17 protein-coding genes are annotated in these 15,624 nt (G+C 69.5%); 10 read left to right on the forward strand and 7 right to left on the reverse strand.

All coding sequences use genetic code 11. From position 1 onward, the window contains the following. Positions 1-94: 94 nt before the first annotated feature. The 6 genes from ACY1JX_RS16195 to ACY1JX_RS16220 all read left to right on the forward strand — a co-directional run bounded on the left by ACY1JX_RS16195 (position 95) and on the right by ACY1JX_RS16220 (position 5,926). Positions 95-460 (forward strand): HesB/IscA family protein, encoded by a 366-nt coding sequence (locus ACY1JX_RS16195; protein WP_181756744.1) that lies wholly within the window; start codon positions 95-97, stop codon positions 458-460. Positions 461-552: 92 nt separating this feature from the next. After that, the gene (locus tag ACY1JX_RS16200) at positions 553-1,557 is read left to right on the forward strand and encodes a PfkB family carbohydrate kinase (RefSeq protein ID WP_181756745.1); all 1,005 of its coding nucleotides are present in this window, start codon (positions 553-555) and stop codon (positions 1,555-1,557) included. A 127-nt stretch (positions 1,558-1,684) separates the two neighbouring features. After that, the gene (ctaC, locus tag ACY1JX_RS16205) at positions 1,685-2,497 is read left to right on the forward strand and encodes an aa3-type cytochrome oxidase subunit II (protein WP_462565897.1); all 813 of its coding nucleotides are present in this window, start codon (positions 1,685-1,687) and stop codon (positions 2,495-2,497) included. Continuing rightward, entirely contained in the window at positions 2,497-4,248 is a 1,752-nt protein-coding gene (gene ctaD, locus ACY1JX_RS16210; protein ID WP_286928144.1) for an aa3-type cytochrome oxidase subunit I, read from the forward strand. Before ctaC ends, ctaD begins: the two co-directional genes overlap by 1 nt. A 3-nt stretch (positions 4,249-4,251) precedes the next feature. Beyond that, complete coding sequence (locus tag ACY1JX_RS16215; protein ID WP_181756747.1) at positions 4,252-4,647, forward strand: cytochrome c oxidase subunit 4; 396 nt, start codon at positions 4,252-4,254, stop codon at positions 4,645-4,647. A 91-nt stretch (positions 4,648-4,738) separates the two neighbouring features. Beyond that, on the forward strand, positions 4,739-5,926 hold the full coding sequence (locus ACY1JX_RS16220) for a L,D-transpeptidase (RefSeq protein ID WP_286928146.1): 1,188 nt from the start codon (positions 4,739-4,741) through the stop codon (positions 5,924-5,926). Positions 5,927-5,930: 4 nt separating this feature from the next. On the opposite strand, the gene ACY1JX_RS16225 is transcribed toward ACY1JX_RS16220, so the two are convergent. Together ACY1JX_RS16225 and ACY1JX_RS16230 are read right to left on the reverse strand one after the other, a co-directional pair. Further along, positions 5,931-6,506 carry an HhH-GPD-type base excision DNA repair protein gene (locus tag ACY1JX_RS16225; protein ID WP_286928147.1) on the reverse strand — a complete coding sequence of 192 codons (576 nt, stop codon included), beginning with the start codon at positions 6,504-6,506 and terminating at the stop codon, positions 5,931-5,933. Beyond that, positions 6,503-7,828, reverse strand: a complete 1,326-nt coding sequence (locus ACY1JX_RS16230) for a condensation domain-containing protein (RefSeq protein ID WP_286928148.1) — start codon at positions 7,826-7,828, stop codon at positions 6,503-6,505. The genes ACY1JX_RS16225 and ACY1JX_RS16230 overlap by 4 nt, the downstream gene beginning before the upstream one ends. Before the next feature lie 47 nt (positions 7,829-7,875). Here ACY1JX_RS16230 and ACY1JX_RS16235 point away from each other — a divergent pair, with 47 nt between their 5' ends. After that, positions 7,876-8,658: an alpha/beta fold hydrolase gene (locus ACY1JX_RS16235; protein ID WP_286928149.1), complete on the forward strand. Its 783-nt coding sequence runs from the start codon at positions 7,876-7,878 to the stop codon at positions 8,656-8,658. Positions 8,659-8,744: 86 nt separating this feature from the next. On the opposite strand, the gene qcrB is transcribed toward ACY1JX_RS16235, so the two are convergent. The 4 genes from qcrB to ctaE form a co-directional block, all read right to left on the reverse strand. Next, on the reverse strand, positions 8,745-10,451 hold the full coding sequence (qcrB, locus tag ACY1JX_RS16240) for a cytochrome bc1 complex cytochrome b subunit (protein ID WP_286928150.1): 1,707 nt from the start codon (positions 10,449-10,451) through the stop codon (positions 8,745-8,747). Beyond that, positions 10,448-11,539 carry a cytochrome bc1 complex Rieske iron-sulfur subunit gene (gene qcrA, locus ACY1JX_RS16245; RefSeq protein ID WP_286928151.1) on the reverse strand — a complete coding sequence of 364 codons (1,092 nt, stop codon included), beginning with the start codon at positions 11,537-11,539 and terminating at the stop codon, positions 10,448-10,450. Before qcrA ends, qcrB begins: the two co-directional genes overlap by 4 nt. Then, positions 11,536-12,375: a cytochrome bc1 complex diheme cytochrome c subunit gene (gene qcrC / locus ACY1JX_RS16250; protein ID WP_446678465.1), complete on the reverse strand. Its 840-nt coding sequence runs from the start codon at positions 12,373-12,375 to the stop codon at positions 11,536-11,538. The genes qcrA and qcrC overlap by 4 nt, the downstream gene beginning before the upstream one ends. A 151-nt stretch (positions 12,376-12,526) precedes the next feature. Continuing rightward, the gene (gene ctaE / locus ACY1JX_RS16255) at positions 12,527-13,132 is read right to left on the reverse strand and encodes an aa3-type cytochrome oxidase subunit III (protein ID WP_181756754.1); all 606 of its coding nucleotides are present in this window, start codon (positions 13,130-13,132) and stop codon (positions 12,527-12,529) included. Positions 13,133-13,156: 24 nt separating this feature from the next. Between ctaE and ACY1JX_RS16260 the strand changes: the two genes are divergently transcribed. Genes ACY1JX_RS16260 through ACY1JX_RS16270 form a run of 3 tightly spaced genes read left to right on the forward strand, consistent with a single transcriptional unit; the run spans position 13,157 to position 15,333 of the window. Next, positions 13,157-13,570 carry a hypothetical protein gene (locus ACY1JX_RS16260; RefSeq protein WP_286928155.1) on the forward strand — a complete coding sequence of 138 codons (414 nt, stop codon included), beginning with the start codon at positions 13,157-13,159 and terminating at the stop codon, positions 13,568-13,570. A gap of 11 nt (positions 13,571-13,581) precedes the next feature. Further along, positions 13,582-14,619, forward strand: a complete 1,038-nt coding sequence (gene trpD / locus ACY1JX_RS16265; protein ID WP_286928157.1) for an anthranilate phosphoribosyltransferase — start codon at positions 13,582-13,584, stop codon at positions 14,617-14,619. A gap of 45 nt (positions 14,620-14,664) precedes the next feature. Further along, on the forward strand, positions 14,665-15,333 hold the full coding sequence (locus ACY1JX_RS16270; protein WP_462564610.1) for a GOLPH3/VPS74 family protein: 669 nt from the start codon (positions 14,665-14,667) through the stop codon (positions 15,331-15,333). A 1-nt stretch (position 15,334) separates the two neighbouring features. Here ACY1JX_RS16270 and ACY1JX_RS16275 read toward each other — a convergent pair whose 3' ends face one another. After that, the gene (locus ACY1JX_RS16275; protein WP_286928160.1) at positions 15,335-15,613 is read right to left on the reverse strand and encodes an Lrp/AsnC family transcriptional regulator; all 279 of its coding nucleotides are present in this window, start codon (positions 15,611-15,613) and stop codon (positions 15,335-15,337) included. Between the last annotated feature and the right edge of the window lie 11 nt (positions 15,614-15,624).

The raw sequence follows: 15,624 nt of genomic DNA on the forward strand, positions 1-15,624 counted from the left end.
CACGGGTTCGATCGGCCGCGTACCATGGGAATCGAACCGGATCGCGCCGTGTTGCACCCGGTAGCACGATCCATCCGTAGACCGAGGAGCCTCGATGACCGCCACGGACCAGACCAGCACCGAAACCACGCCCGCCGATGGGATCACGCTCAGCGACGGCGCGGCCGGCAAGGTCAAGAGCCTGCTGGAGCAGGAAGGCCGCGACGACCTCGCGCTGCGCATCGCCGTGCAGCCCGGTGGTTGCTCGGGCTTGCGCTACCAGCTCTTCTTCGACGAGCGCACGCTCGACGGTGACGAGATCCGCGAGTTCGACGGCGTCAACGTCGTCGTCGACCGCATGAGCCTGCCGTACCTCCACGGCGCCACGATCGACTTCGTCGACACCATCGAGAAGCAGGGCTTCACCATCGACAACCCGATGGCGACCGGCTCGTGCGCCTGCGGCGACTCCTTCCACTGAGCCGAGCAGACTGAGCCGTTCGGGCACGTACGTCGATCGGGGCACGCCACCGGGTTTCCGGAGGCGTGCCCCGATCGCCTATCGTGGCGGCCGTGCACCTTGCCATCGCCGGATCGGTAGCCACCGACCACCTGCAGACCTTCGCCGGTAAGTTCTCCGACTCGCTCGTGCCCGACCAGCTGGACAAGCTGGCGGTCTCGTTCCTGGTCGAGGACCTCGACGTCCGCCGCGGCGGATGCGCCGCCAACATCGCCTTCGGCCTGGGCAGCCTGGGCCTGCACCCCACCCTCGTGGCGGCCGTCGGGCGCGACTTCGACCTCGGCTACCGCGAGTGGCTGCAGGAGGCCGGCGTCGACACCTCGACCGTCCTGGTCCACCCCACGCTGCACACCGCCCTGTGCACCATCACGACCGACGAGGCACACGCCCAGATCGTGACGTTCTACCCCGGCGCGATGGCGCAGGCCCGCGAGATCGACATCGCCGCCCTGCACGCCCATCAGCCGATCGACCTGCTCCTGATCGGCCCCGACGATCCCGACGGCATGCTGCGCCACACGCGCACGGCCCGCGAGCTGGGCATCCCGTTCGCCGCCGACCCGTCGCAGCAGCTGGCCTGGGCCGGTGGCGAGCTGATCCGCGACCTCATCGACGGCGCGGCCTACCTCTTCAGCAACGACTACGAGGCGGCGCTGATCGCCAAGAAGACCGGCTGGAGCGACGCCGACATCGCCGAGCGGGTGGGTGTGCGCGTCGTGACGCACGGCAAGGACGGCTGCGTCGTCATCGAGTCCGACGGCACGCGCCACGAGATCGGCGCCATCGGCGGCGTCACCGCGGTGGACCCGACGGGCGTCGGCGACAGCTTCCGTGCGGGCTTCATGGCCGGCATCGCGGCCGGCCTGTCGCTCGACCGCGCGGCCCAGGTCGGCTGCACGATCGCGGCCAGTGTGGTCGAGACGATCGGCACCCAGGAGTACGTGCTGGAACGCTCGGCGTTCCTCGATCGGGTCCGCTCCACGTACGGCGACGAGGCCTGCGACGAGATCGGCGAGGCCCTCTCGATCAGCCACGACGCGGTAGTCAAGTCAGGCTGACCTAACCCGCTGGGCGACCGGTCGTCTGCGTTACTGTTCTTCAAAACCCTGTGTGGTCAAGATCTTCTGAGAAAGGCGCCCCGTGGGTCGGATGAAACTGGCGGTGTTGACCGCCCTGGCCGCTGTCATGCTTGGCGGCTGCTCGCCCCTGGACGAGTCGGATCTGAACCGACTCGCCCTCCCTGTGGCCGGATCGGACCGATCCATCTACATGTGGAACCTGTGGTTGGGCACCTGGATCGCGGTCCTCGTGGTCTTCCTGCTCGTGTTCGGCATGATCGTCTACGCGCCGGTCCGCTACCGCCGCAAGAAGAGTGACGAACCGGCCCCCGTGCAGGTGCGCTACAACCTGCCGCTGGAGGCGCTCTACACGATCGCCCCGGTGATCATCGTCGCCGTGTTCTTCTTCCACACCGTGGAGTCGCAGAACGCCCAGCTCGAAGAGGTCGAGAACCCCGACCACACGATCGAGGTCGTCGGCAGCAAGTGGCAGTGGACCTTCAACTACCTCGAGGGCGCCCCCGGCGGTGAGCCGGTCTTCGACCAGGGCGACACCGCGAACCTGCCCGAGCTGTGGCTGCCCGTGAACGAGTCGGTGAAGTTCGAGCTGATCTCGCCGGACGTCATCCACTCCTTCTGGGTCCCCGAGTTCTACTTCAAGATGGACGTCGTCCCGGGCAACATCCCCGGCAAGGACGGCAACAACTCATTCACCATGACGCCGAACCGCGAGGGCACCTTCACCGGTCGCTGCGCTGAGCTGTGCGGCGTCTACCACACCCGCATGCTGTTCAAGGTCAAGGTCGTGTCCGCCGAGGAGTACGAGGCGCACCTGGCCGACCTCGAGGCGGCCGGACAGATTGGCACGCCGAAGGGTTCCACGACAGCTGACACCGTCGCCGGCATCACTGCCAGCGGCGAGAGCGAACCGGAGGACTGATGGCCACCGCAACCTTCGACGCGCCCGAGGCACGCAGCAGCACCGGCGTCCGGGAGCGCTCCTTCGGGACGAAGGCCTTCACGCTGCTGACGACCACCGACCACAAGGTCATCGGTCAGATGTACGCCGTGACGACGTTCTTCTTCTTCATCTTCGGCGGCATCCTGGCGCTCATCATCCGCGCCGAGCTGGCCCGCCCGGGTGGACAGTTCGTCGGCGACGAGACGTACAACCAGCTGTTCACGATGCACGGCACGATCATGCTGCTGATGTTCGCGACGCCGTTGTTCTTCGCGTTCGGCAACATGATCATGCCGCTGCAGATCGGCGCCCCCGACGTGGCGTTCCCGCGCCTGAACATGTTCAGCTACTGGCTGTACCTGTTCGGCTCGCTGATCGCCGTCTCGGGCTTCGTCGTCCCCGGTGGCGCCGCCAGCTTCGGCTGGTTCGCCTACATGCCGCTGTCGGACTCGATCAACAGCCCTGGTGTCGGTGGCGACCTGTGGGTCATGGGCCTCTACATGTCCGGCCTGGGCACGATCCTGGGCGCGGTCAACTTCATCACCACGATCTTCTGCATGCGCGCACCCGGCATGACGATGTTCCGGATGCCGATCTTCGTGTGGAACACGCTGGTCACCAGCATCCTGATCATCATCGTCTTCCCGGTGTTCGCCGCTGCGCTGCTCGCGCTGGGGGCCGACCGCATGCTCGGGGCGCACGTGTTCGACCCATCCACGGGCGGGCCGATCATGTACCAGCACCTGTTCTGGTTCTTCGGTCACCCCGAGGTCTACATCATCGCCCTGCCGTTCTTCGGCATCATCACCGAAGTCCTGCCGGTCTTCAGTCGCAAGCCGGTGTTCGGCTACGTCGGCCTGGTCGGCGCGACGCTGGCGATCGCCGTCCTCTCGGCGGCGGTGTGGGCGCACCACATGTTCGTCACCGGCGCGGTGAATCTGGCGTTCTTCAGCTTCATGACGTTGTTGATCGGCGTGCCGACCGGCGTGAAGTTCTTCAACTGGATCGGCACGATGTGGGGAGGCTCCGTCTCCTTCGACACACCGCTGCTGTTCGCGCTGGGCTTCCTGACGACCTTCCTCTTCGGTGGCCTGACCGGCATCGTCCTGGCCTCGCCTGCCCTGGACTTCCACCTGTCCGACACCTACTTCGTGGTGGCGCACTTCCACTACGTCGTGTTCGGCACGGTCGTGTTCGCGATGTTCGCCGGCTACTACTACTGGTGGCCGAAGATCACGGGCCGGATGCTCGACGAGAAGCTGGGCAAGATCCACTTCTGGCTGCTGTTCGTCGGCTTCCACCTGACCTTCCTGGTGCAGCACTGGCTGGGCGTCGAGGGCTTCCCGCGTCGCTACGCCGACTACCTGCCCGGCGACGGCTTCACCCGCCTGAACGAGATCTCCACGATCGGTGCGTTCCTGCTGGGCGCCTCCACGCTGCCATTCATCTACAACGTGTGGAAGTCTCGCAAGGCGCCCCTGGTCCGCCAGGACGACCCGTGGGGCTGGGGCCGCACGCTCGAGTGGGCCACTTCGAGCCCGCCGCCGCGTCACAACTTCGTGTCGCTGCCGCGGATCCGCTCGGAGAGCCCCGCGTTCGACCTGCACCACCCGGACGTGGTCGAGCTCGAGCTGGCGCAGAACCCCGACGAGGACAAGCCGCTGGCCGACGCCCCCGATGTCGAGGGTCGTCGCGAGGCGCTCGGCTACGACCCGAAGGCTGGTGAGTGAGCGATGCGCAAGGAATTCTGGCTGTTCTTCAGCTGCGCCATCTTCTTCGTCATCGTGACGCCGGTCTACTGGGCGGTCGCCCACGAGGTCACCGGCACGGTCGCGCTCGTCATGGCGATGCTGCTGTTCTTCATGATCAGCTTCTACCTGTGGTTCGTCGCCAAGGCGATCCCCGAGCGTCCCGAGGACCGTCAGGACGGCGAGATCGTGGAGGGTGCCGGCGAGCTCGGCTTCTTCCCGCCCTACAGCTGGTGGCCGCTGTTCGCGGCGATGGCGTTCGGCATGCTGGTGCTGGGCGTCGTCTTCGGCTGGTGGCTGTTCATCATGGCCCTGCCGTTCGGCGCGATCTGCGTAGTCGGCTGGCTGTTCGAGTACTACCGGGGCGCGCACGCTCACTGAGCCACGCCTCGCACGACGATGCCCTCGGAGTTTCGGCTCCGGGGGCGTTTCGTCGTCCGGGCGGTGGGTCGGCCTGCCTAGACTTTCAGGCGTGAGTACGTGGGGAACGCGGGCCGTGGGCCTGCTGACGGTGATGGTCCTGGCTGCGTCGTGCACCGGCGGCGGAGCGGCGAGCCCGAAGGACGAGGTCGAGGCGAAGGCGCCGCTGACCATCTCGGCGAGCGTCGACGACGGTGCCGCGGACGTCGCCGTCGACACCGTCGTCACCGTCGACGGCTTCGAGGGTCAGCTGGCGGAGGTCTCCCTGGCGTCCGATGACGGGAAGTCGACCGTGCCGGGCGAGATCCACGGCGTGCGGTGGACGGCGTCCGGGCTCCTCGAGCCGGCCACCTCCTACGTGCTGAAGGCCTCGGGCACCGGCGACGACGGCAAGCCCGTCACCCGGATCTCGCGGTTCACCACCCGTGCACTGACCCTCGACGAGCAGACGTACCCCGCGGTCGCGCCGCTCGAGGGGGAGACCGTCGGGATCGGGATGCCCGTGATCGTGAGCTTCGACGTCCCGGTCACCGACCGCGCCGCCTTCGAGAAGCGGATGAAGGTCACGGCGCAGCCGGCCACCGCCGGTGGCTGGTACTGGCTCAGCAACAACACCGCGCACTGGCGGCCGAAGCAGTACTGGAAGCCGGGGACCGAGGTGTCCGTCGACCTCGGGCTCAACAGCGTGCACGCGGGCAACGGGATCTACGGCCAGCAGGACCAGCACGTGAAGTTCCGCGTCGGCCGCTCCGTGATGACCGTCGTGGACACCCGGCGTCACCGAGCGACGGTGAAGATCAACGGCAAGAACGTCCGCACGATCCCTGTCTCCACGGGTGACGCCGACCACCGCAGCCGCAACGGCATCAAGGTCGTGATGGAGAAGCACCGGTCGATCGACATGGACGCCGCCACGACGGGCGTCGACTCCGACGACCCGGGCTACTACAACCTCAAGGGCGTGAAGTACGCGATGCGCGTGACGAACTCGGGGGAGTTCCTGCACGCGGCACCATGGTCGGCCTCGGCCCAGGGCAACGCCAACGTGAGCCACGGCTGCGTCGGAATGAGCACCAAGGACGCGGCCTGGGTGTTTGCGCAGAGCAAGCGCGGCGACGTGGTCAGCTACGTGGGCAGTCCGCGCCGGCTCGAGCCGGGCAACGGCTGGACCGACTGGAACCGCTCGTGGGACGAGTGGCTCGAGGGGTCCGCCGTCGGGCAGGACGCCGAGGGCGCCTGAGCCCTCAGCCGCCCTTGGCGGCCTTCGCGGCGGCCTTCTGCTCGCGTTTGAACTCGCGCACCTTCACCAGCGACTCGGGGCTCGTGATGTCGGCGACGCTCCGGTGGCCCGGCTGTCCGTAGTCGCCGGCAGCCTCACGCCAGCCGGCGCCGTCGTAGCCGTACTGCTTGCCCAGCAGGGCGAGGAAGATCTTGGCCTTCTGCTCGCCGAAGCCGGGCAGCGCCTTGAGCCGCTTGAGGACCTCGGGACCGTCGGGGGAGCCCTGGGTCCAGATCGCGGCGGCGTCGCCGCCCCACTCGTCGCGCACGGCGGCCGCGAGGGCCTGCACCCGTCCGGCCATGGAGCCGGGGTAGCGGTGCACGGCCGGGGTCTGGCGGAAGACCGCCTCGAACGCCTCGGGCTCCTGTCCGGCGATGTCCGCGGGGTCGAGCGTGCCCACGCGGTCGAGGATCTTCGCGGGCCCGGAGAACGCGGCCTCCATCGCGATCTGCTGGTCCAGGAGCATGCCCACGAGCAGCGCGAAGGGGTCGTCGGTCAGCAGCTGGTCGGCGGTGTCGTCGCCGGTGATCGAGAGGCTCATGGCACCATCCTCGCTCCTGCGGCGGGCGAGCTGCCACCCGCGGCCAGCTCGCGCATCCGCGCCACGAGGGTGTCGAGCCAGGCGCCGACGTTCCGCCGCGCCTCGTGGGTGTCGGGATAGCGGCAGCGCAGGTGCACGCCCGAGTCGTCGATGATGAACCACAGCATCACGCCGTGCGTGCGGATGGCCGCGCCCACGTACTGCGCGTCGAGTCCGGCCGTGTCGATCCGCACGGGGAGGCGGCGCAGGTCGAGCCACGAGACCGCGAACATGCCCGGCTGCTCGGGCATCCCGCCCCACGGCTTCATCAGGTCGGCCAGCGGCCAGGAGCCGAGCCGGATCGCCTCCTTCACCGCGGCGGAGCACGCCCGCGGGTCCTCGTCGGCGGACTCGAGCACGGAGTTCGTGATGAACCAGCCGACGGAGTCGTGCCAGCGGTCCTCGTGGCGACTGTGCACGGGGAAGACCGTCCGCAGCGGTGTGCCCGCGAGCTCGAGCGTCGTGGCCGTCATGGCCGAGACCGCGAGGGCGAGCGTGGAGACGCGCTGGCCGGCGGCGCGCGCGGAGAACGCGGCCAGCTCCCCTAGGTCGAGCACGTCGCGGATCACGACGCGCTCGGGCTGGGGCGTGGGGTCGCCGAGGGGGAGGGGGAATCGCGGCATCGCGCCGCCGCCCGCCTCGATCACCTCGTCCCAGCGCTGGCGGATCTCCTCCGGCGCGGGCGTGAGCCGCGCCAGCTCGATCGTGTGCTCGGCGAACGGGGGCACCGCGGGCAGCTCCGGCCTCCGGCCCTCACGGATCCGGCCGAGCGCCGACAGCAGGTCGCGCGCCATGACGAGCAGCGACCACATGTCCACGTGCGAGTGGTCGGCCGCGATGACGAGGCTCGGGCCGTCCGCCGTCTCGATGACGCAGAACCGGTGCGACGGGCGCTGGTAGGGGCGGCAGCTCTCGTCCAGCACGTCGCGCAGCGCGTCGTTCATGGACTGCCCCGGCAATACCTCGTGCTCGGTCCAGCGTCCGGCCTCCACCGTCACCTCGTGCAGGGCGGCGGAGCCGTCGGGCCCCGGCACGAACACCGAGCGCAGGGTCCCGTGCGCCTGCACCACGGCTCGCCACGCGGCCGCCAGGTCGTCGCGGGGCACGGGAGCGCCCAGCCGCATGGCCAGCGCCATCCACGAGCCCGTGCGGTCGCCCATGCCGACGTGACGCGCCTGGTCGAACGAGACGGGCAGCTCCGGACCGGGCTCGGACACCACGAGGTCGTGGCTGAGCAGCGGACCGAAGGGAAGGCGCAGGTGCGCGACGTGCGTGAGACGCATGCCAGTAACCTATTGCCCCGGTCACCCCCATCAGATCAGGAGCCGTCGTGCACAGGTTCTCCGTGCCGGATGCCGAGCTCGCCTGGGCGTTCAGTGACGAGTCCGGCCATGCCGTCGTCCAGCTCCACGGCCTGACGTCGAGCCGGTCCCGCGACCGCGTGCTCGACCTCGACCTCGGACGTGGTCTGTCCGACACGCGCCTGCTGCGCTACGACGCCCGCGGGCACGGGCACTCGTCCGGCAGGGGAGTGCCCGAGGACTACCGGTGGTCGACGCTCGCCGACGACCTGCTGCGGCTGCTGGACTTCTGGTTCCCCGACGAGCCGGTGCACGGCGTCGGGCCCTCCATGGGAGCCGGCACGCTGCTGCACGCGGCCGTGCGCGATCCCGGCCGCTTCGACGGCCTCACGCTGCTGCTGCCGCCGACGGCCTGGGAGACCAGGGCGGCGCGAGCCGACGACTACCGTGCCATGGCCGACGTCATCGAGGCGCAGGGCGTCGAGCCGTTCCTCGAGCTCGACGGCGGGGCGCCGAAGCCTCCGGCGACGGTCGGGCACCTGGACACCGTGCCCCACGTCCGTCCCGAGCTGTTGCCGTCGGTGCTGCGCGGCGCCGCGCTGAGCGACCTCCCGTCCCCGGAGGAGATCTCCCGCATCGACGTCACCACCACCGTGCTGGCGTGGGTGGAGGACCCCGCGCACCCGCTGTCCACCGCCGAGGCGCTCGTGGACCTCATGCCGCAGGCTCGGCTCCAGGTGGCGCACACGCCTGACGACGTGCAGCGCTGGCCCGGCGTCCTCGCCGACGACATCGCCCACCGCGCCCGCTGAGCGGACCGAGCGGCGCTTCCCCGAAAGTCCACCGACAACGAACGAGGGCCCCGACCGGAACGGTCGGGGCCCTCGTTCGAGGTGACTCAGTGGACGCGCGGGACGCCGGTCTCGGAGACGCCCTGGAAGTCGTCGCCGAGCTCCACCGGGTGCTCGCCGCCGCCGGCCAGGTGCTCGGCCGCGTGCTCCATGTCGTGGCGGGTCGGCTTGTCGACCGAACCGTCGTAGTAGAAGTTGCGCAGCTTCGCGCGCATCGACTGCTTGCGGTACTTCGGGTTGCGCACGCCGTAGGCGTCCTGCTTGTGCACTTCCTCCAGCTCGGGCAGCCGCTCGCGCGACGACGTGAGCGCGTACGCGGCGCTGTCGGGCAGCGGCGCGTGACGCTCGGCGTACCCACCGTCGGGGGAGCGGTCGATGACGCCCGTCTCCCAACCGTGGGTCAGCGTCTCGTTGTCCTTGCGCTGCAGCGAGATGCAGATGCGCTTGGTCACGATGAACGCGATGACCGGGAAGACGAAGATGCCGATACGCAGCACCCACGTGATCGCGAAGATGTCCAGGCCGAACTTCAGCGCGATGATGTCGTTGCCGCCGGCGATCCAGCCGCAGCCGTAGGCGGTCATCGCAGCGACACCGAGCGCGGTGCGGACCGGCGCGTTGCGCGGACGCTCGAGCAGGTGGTGCTCGCGCTGGTCACCGGTGATCCACCGCTCGATGAACGGCCACACGGCGAGGGACGTGAACAGGATCCCCAAGCCGCCGACCCCGGGCAGGAAGACGCTCCAGGTCCACGTGCGGTTGAACCACGTGGTCTCCAAGGGCGGCATGAGGCGCACGAGACCCTCGGACAGGCCCATGTACCAGTCGGGCTGCGAGCCGGCCGTGACCTCGGACGGGTTGTACGGACCGTAGGCCCACACCGGGTTGATCTGGATCAGGGCACCCATCAGCGCGGTGAAGCCGAAGACGACGAAGAAGAAGCCGCCGGCCTTGGCCATGTACACCGGGAGCATCGGGTAGCCCACGACGTTGTCGTTGGTGCGTCCGGCGCCGGGCCACTGCGTGTGCTTGTGGTAGACGAGCAGCAGCATGTGGGCACCGATCAGGCCGAGCAGCAGCGCCGGGATCAGCAGGATGTGCGCCATGTAGAGGCGGGGGATGATGATCTCGCCGGGGAACTCGCCGCCGAAGATGAAGAACTCCAGGTAGGAGCCGACCAGCGGGATCGAGCGGATCAGGCCGTCGACGAAGCGCAGGCCCGTGCCGGACAGCAGGTCGTCGGGCAGCGAGTAGCCCGCGAAGCCCTCGACCATGCCGAGGCTGAGCAGGCCGACGCCGATGAGCCAGTTGATCTCACGCGGCTTGCGGTACGCGCCCGTGAAGAACACGCGCAGCATGTGGGCCATCATCGACGCGATGAACAGGTTCGCCGACCAATGGTGGACCTGGCGCATGAGCAGGCCGCCACGGATGTCGAACGAGATGTCGAGGGTCGAAGCGTAGGCCTGCGACATCTCGATGCCGTACAGCGGCGCGTAGGAGCCGGTGTACTCGACCTCGCCCATGCTGGGGACGAACCACAAGGTCAGGAAGACGCCCGTCAGCAGCAGGACGACGAAGCTCCACAGGGCGATCTCGCCGAGCATGAAGGACCAGTGCTCGGGGAAGACCTTGCGCAGGTTCTTCTTGCCTGCCGCGGCCAGGCCGAGGCGGTCGTCGAACCAGCCGACCGGTCCTGACAGCTTCTTGCCGGACGGGGAATCCTCGATCCGGGTGAACGTGCTCTGGCTCATGCCTCACCACCGAACTTCTCGTTGAGCTGCTTCTGGTCGCGAGCGAGCTCGGGGTAGCTGGGCGCCACGATCTCGGGGAAGTCGCTGACGGCGACCAGGTAGCCCTCACCATCGACCGCGAGCGGCAGCTGCGGCAGCGGACGGTAGGCGGGACCGAAGATCACCTTGCCGTTGTCGGCCAGGTCGAACGTCGACTGGTGGCACGGGCAGAGCAGGTGGTGGGTCTGCTGTTCCCACAGGCTGATCGGGCAGCCGACATGGGTGCAGATCTTGGAGTAGCACAGAATGCCATCGACGCCCCAGTTCTCACGGCCCTTCTTCGGCGTGATGTCCTCGGGTCGCATGCGCACCACGATGACGGCGGCCTTGGCCTTGGCGGCCAGCAGATCGTGACCGTGGATGACGGCGTCACCCTCCTCGTCGGTCTCGAAGAAGATCGCGGGCTCGGCGTTGACGAGCTGCCCGACCTCGAGGTCGGCCGGCTTGATCGGCTCGCCCGAGACGTCGTTGACGACGCGCATGCCCTTCTTCCAGACCGTCTCGTCCTGGCTGTGGGGGAGCGGTCCGAGGTCGCGCAGCATCACGATGGCCGGCAGGCCCATGGCGCCGACGGCGCCGAGCAGGCTGTTGCGGATCAGGGGACGGCGGCCGATGCCGCTCTCCTGGGCGCCGGCGTTGATGTCGGCCATGACCGCGGCGCGGTCCTCGTCGCTCGAGCGGGCGGGGTGGCGCATCTCGACCATCTCGTGGTCGCCCATGAGCTTCTTGGCCCACTGGATGATGCCGACGCCGATCAGCAGCAGGGCGCCGCCCAGCGTGGTGCCGAAGGCGAAGTTCTGCGCCGACCAGCCACCGAAGGCGTTGCCGCTGTTCGGGTCGCCGAAGGCGAAGATGCGCACGTCGGAGTCGATCGTGAAGTAGGCGACGCAGAAGCCCAGGAGCAGCAGCGTGGCTACGCCGAACATGCCGGCGATCTGGCGCTCGGTGCGACGCTCCTGGCTGCCGTCGACGTCCTGCGGACGGTACTGGTGGGGCGCGAGCCCCGGGTCGGCGATCGGGTCGCCGGTGCGTTCGATTTCCGTCGTCATCGCTTCTTCGACCTCGTTCCGTGCATGCCGATCCACACCGCGAAGGCCGTCAGGCTGCCGATGCCGACGATCCACGCGAACATGCCGTCGACCACCGGGCCGAGTCCGCCGCCGCCGATGCCGCCAGCGTTGCCCTGCTGCTGGATGGTCTTCACGTAGGCGATGATGTTGCGCTTGTCCTCGGGGGTGAGCACGTCCTCGGAGAAGACGGGCATCTGCTGCGGGCCGGTCAGCATGGCCTCGTAGATGTGGACCGCGTCGACGCCCTGGAGCGTCGGGGCGTAGCGGCCGCTCGGCAGGGCGCCACCGGCGCCGACCGAGTTGTGGCACGCCGTGCAGTTGGTGCGGAAGAACTCGCCTCCCTCGGCGATGCCCTCCTTGTCGACGCTCTGCCAGTCGAGGTCCTCCTCGGAGGGACGTGCCGGCCCGGGGGCCAGCGACGCGACGTAGGCCGCGATCTGGTTGATCTCGTCCTGCGTGTACTCGATGTGCTTGCGCGGGGCCTGGGGCGCGGTCTGCGCCATCGGCATGCGCCCGGTCTCCATCTGGAAGCCGACGGCGGCGGCGCCGACGCCGATCAGCGAGGGGCCGTAGTTGCCCTTGGCGTCATCGGTGCCGGCGGTCGTGATGCCCTCGGCGTTGAGGCCGTGGCAGCTGGCGCAGCCCACGACGAAGAGCTGCCGGCCGGCCTCGACCTGCGAGACCGACGAGGCGGACTCGGCCGTGGCCGATTCCGGTGCGACCGTCGCGTACGCCGCGCCGGTCAGCAAGAGCGCCAGGGCCAGCAGCGCGAGTAGCGCCATGGGATGCCGGCGGCGTGTCGACAGTTTCCGCACCGAGAACCTCGTTCCTGAAGATCTGAAAATCGGACCAGAAGTGAGGACGGCGTTCCGCTTCGTCCCCATCCCTGTGGGCCCATGCGTTCGCCTCAGCGTAGCGAGGGCCGAGGTCAGACTGTGTAGTTAGGTCCGCCTATCCCCGAGGGGGTCAGCGGATGATGTAGATGGCCGCGAACAGGGCCACCCAGACGACGTCGACGAAGTGCCAGTAGTACGACACGACGATGGCCGAGACGGCCTGCTCGTGGGTGAACTTGCGGGCGGCGTAGGTGCGGCCGATCACCAGCAGGAAGGCCAGCAGGCCGCCGATGACGTGGAGGCCGTGGAAGCCGGTGGCGAGGTAGAAGAGGGAGCCGTAGGCGGAGCTCTGGATCGTCAGGCCCTCCTGGACCAGCTCGGCGTACTCGGTGGCCTGGCCGCCGATGAAGACCGCTCCCATGATGAAGCTGATGATGAACCACTTGCGCATGCCGGCCGCGTTGCCCTTGGCCGCGGCGTAGACGCCGAGCTGGCAGGTGACGGACGAGAGCACCAGGATCGTGGTGTTGACCGTGGCGAACGGGATGTTCAGCATCGCGGTCTCCTGTGCCCACAGCTCGGGCGCGACGCTGCGCACCGTGAAGTAGGCCGCGAACAGCGTCGCGAAGAACATCAGCTCGCTCGACAGCCACACGATGGTGCCGACCGTCACGTAGGACGGGCGGCCCTCGACGCCATGGAGCCGGGACGCGGGGATCGCAGAAGTAGTTGCCACGTGTTCATTATGTACGATGCCATCGTGAGCGAGCACCAGCCCCTTCGAGTCCTGCTCTTCAGCGACGATCAGGAGGTCCGAACCGCCGTCGTCGCAGCGCTGGGCACCCGGCCGCACCCCGATCTGCCGCCCCTGGAGTTCGTCGAGTGCGCCACCGAGCCAGTGGTGTGGGAGCAGCTCGACGCCGGCGGGATCGCCCTGGCGATCCTCGACGGCGAGGCCGTCCCGGCCGGCGGCATGGGCATCGCCCGGCAGATGAAGGACGAGCTCTACCAGGCCCCGCCGAGCCTCGTCCTGACCGGTCGCCCGCAGGACGCGTGGCTCGCCACGTGGTCGCGCGCCGACGCGGTCGTGCCGCAGCCGCTCGACCCGTTCCGGCTCGCCGAGTCGGTCATCGCGCTGCTGCGCGGCGTCGCCGTGTCCGGCGCGCGTCCTTGAGCGGCCGCCCCGTGGCCCTCACCTGGCCCCATGTCCTGACCGAGCTGATCGCCGCGCGCGACCTCGACACGGCCACCACCGAGTGGGCGATGGGCGAGATCCTCTCCGGTGACGCCACCGGTGCCCAGATCGCGGGGTTCGCGGTCGCGCTGCGCGCCAAGGGCGAGACGGCGGCCGAGCTGCAGGGTCTCGTCGACGCGATGTACGCCAAGGCCACCACGCTCGACCTCGCCGACCGCGTGGTCGACATCGTCGGCACCGGCGGCGACATGGCCAAGACGGTCAACATCTCCTCCATGGCGGCCGTCACCACCGCGGGTGCGGGCATCGGCGTGGTCAAGCACGGCAACCGCGCGGCCTCCAGCCAGTCGGGGACGGCCGACGTCTTCGAGAAGCTCGGCGTACGCCTCGACGTCCCCGCCGAGCACGTCCTCGACGTCTACCGCGAGGCTGGCATCACCTTCTGCTTCGCGCCCGTCTTCCACGCCTCGATGCGCTTCGCCGGGCCCACGCGACGCGAGCTCGGCGTCCCCACGTTCTTCAACTTCCTCGGCCCGCTGACCAACCCGGCGCGCCCGGCGGCGTCGGCGATCGGCTGTGCCGATCCGCGGATGGCGCCGCTCATGGCCGACGTGCTGGCCCGTCGCGGCAGCAGCGCGATGGTGTTCCGCGGTGACGACGGCCTCGACGAGATCACGGTCACCACCACGACCCGGTTCTGGCTGCCGGGACCCGACGGCATCGAGGAGCAGGTGCTCGATCCCGCCGACCTCGGCTTCGACCACGCGCCCGCCGATGCGCTGCGCGGCGGCGAGCCGTCGTACAACGCCGACGTCTTCCGCCGCGTGCTCGACGGCGAGCCCGGCCCGGTGCGCGACGCCGTGGTGCTCAACGCCGGTGCGGCCATCGCCGCGCACGAGAACGCCGAGGGCACCCTGGTCGAGCGGCTGGGGGCGGGCGTCGTCCGCGCCACGGAGTCCATCGACTCCGGATCGGCCCGCGCGGCTCTCGGTCGCTGGGTCGAGGCGACCTCGCGCCACGTGGCCTGATCCTGCGGACTGGCCCGGCGCCGGGGCGCGCCCTAGCGTGACGGCATGACCATCGCCGGGGACCTGACGCTGATCGCGACCGACCCCGCGACCGGGAAGTTCCGGCTCAGTGCCGCGAACCCCGGCGCGGTGTACGGCGGCGCCCACCTCATCGACCTGCTCGAGGCCGGACGGCTGTCCTCCCGGGGGAAGGGGCGCAGGCTGCGGGTGGTGGTCGAGGACCGGTCCCCGACGGGACGCCCGGACCTCGACCACGCGCTCTCGCGCCTGACCAAGGACAGGCCGCTCACGGTGTCCTCGGTCATCTCCCGGCTCGGCCACCAGGGGCGCCAGCGCGCCTACGCGGCGCTCGAGCAGGAGCACCGCGTGCGCTCGCGCACCGAGAAGGTGCTGCTGTTCGACGTCACCCGGTACGACGTGCTCGACACCGACGGCCGCGACGAGCTGGTCCGGGCGGTGCGAGCGGTCCTGCTGGAGGATGCGACACCCGACGGACGGACCGGGCCGGTGGTGTCGCTGCTGGCGGCCGTGAGCCAGCTCGGGCTGGTCGTCGACCGGCCCGACCGCAGGAGGGCGAAGGCACGCGCGAAGACGGTGTCCGCCGAGGACTGGGCGAGCGAGGCGGTGCGTCGCGCCGTGGGGGGTGCGGAAGCGGCGGTGATGGCCGCGATCATGAGCGCGGCGGTCGCCGGGGCGGCCGGCGGGAGCAGCTGAGTCAGTCCAGCCCGATGCTGAACGCGTCCTCGAGGTCGTGACGGCTGAAGGTGCGGAAGGCGATCTGCGTCTGCGTGGACAGCACGCCGGGGACCTTGTTGAGCCGGTCGGCCACGACCGACGCGATCTCCTCGTGGCTGCGCACGCGCACCATGGCGATGAGGTCGTGGTCCCCGGTCACGGAGTAGACCTCGCTGATCCCGGGGATGTCGGCGATCGCTGCGCCGGTCTCGGGGATGGAGGAGACCTCGGCCTGGACGAAGACGATGGCGGTGATCACCGGGCCAGCCT

The organism is Aeromicrobium sp. JP4 (assembly GCF_054957925.1).

Coding starts and splice junctions, on each gene's coding strand:
- ACY1JX_RS16230 (WP_286928148.1), bottom strand. CDS start 7,828: ATGCGTCTCACGCACGTCGCGCACCTGCGCCTTCCCTTCGGTCCGCTG.
- ctaC (WP_462565897.1), top strand. CDS start 1,685: ATGCTTGGCGGCTGCTCGCCCCTGGACGAGTCGGATCTGAACCGACTC.
- ACY1JX_RS16195 (WP_181756744.1), top strand. CDS start 95: ATGACCGCCACGGACCAGACCAGCACCGAAACCACGCCCGCCGATGGG.
- qcrA (WP_286928151.1), bottom strand. CDS start 11,539: ATGACGACGGAAATCGAACGCACCGGCGACCCGATCGCCGACCCGGGG.
- ctaD (WP_286928144.1), top strand. CDS start 2,497: ATGGCCACCGCAACCTTCGACGCGCCCGAGGCACGCAGCAGCACCGGC.
- ACY1JX_RS16225 (WP_286928147.1), bottom strand. CDS start 6,506: ATGAGCCTCTCGATCACCGGCGACGACACCGCCGACCAGCTGCTGACC.
- ACY1JX_RS16215 (WP_181756747.1), top strand. CDS start 4,252: ATGCGCAAGGAATTCTGGCTGTTCTTCAGCTGCGCCATCTTCTTCGTC.
- qcrB (WP_286928150.1), bottom strand. CDS start 10,451: ATGAGCCAGAGCACGTTCACCCGGATCGAGGATTCCCCGTCCGGCAAG.
- ACY1JX_RS16270 (WP_462564610.1), top strand. CDS start 14,665: ATGACCATCGCCGGGGACCTGACGCTGATCGCGACCGACCCCGCGACC.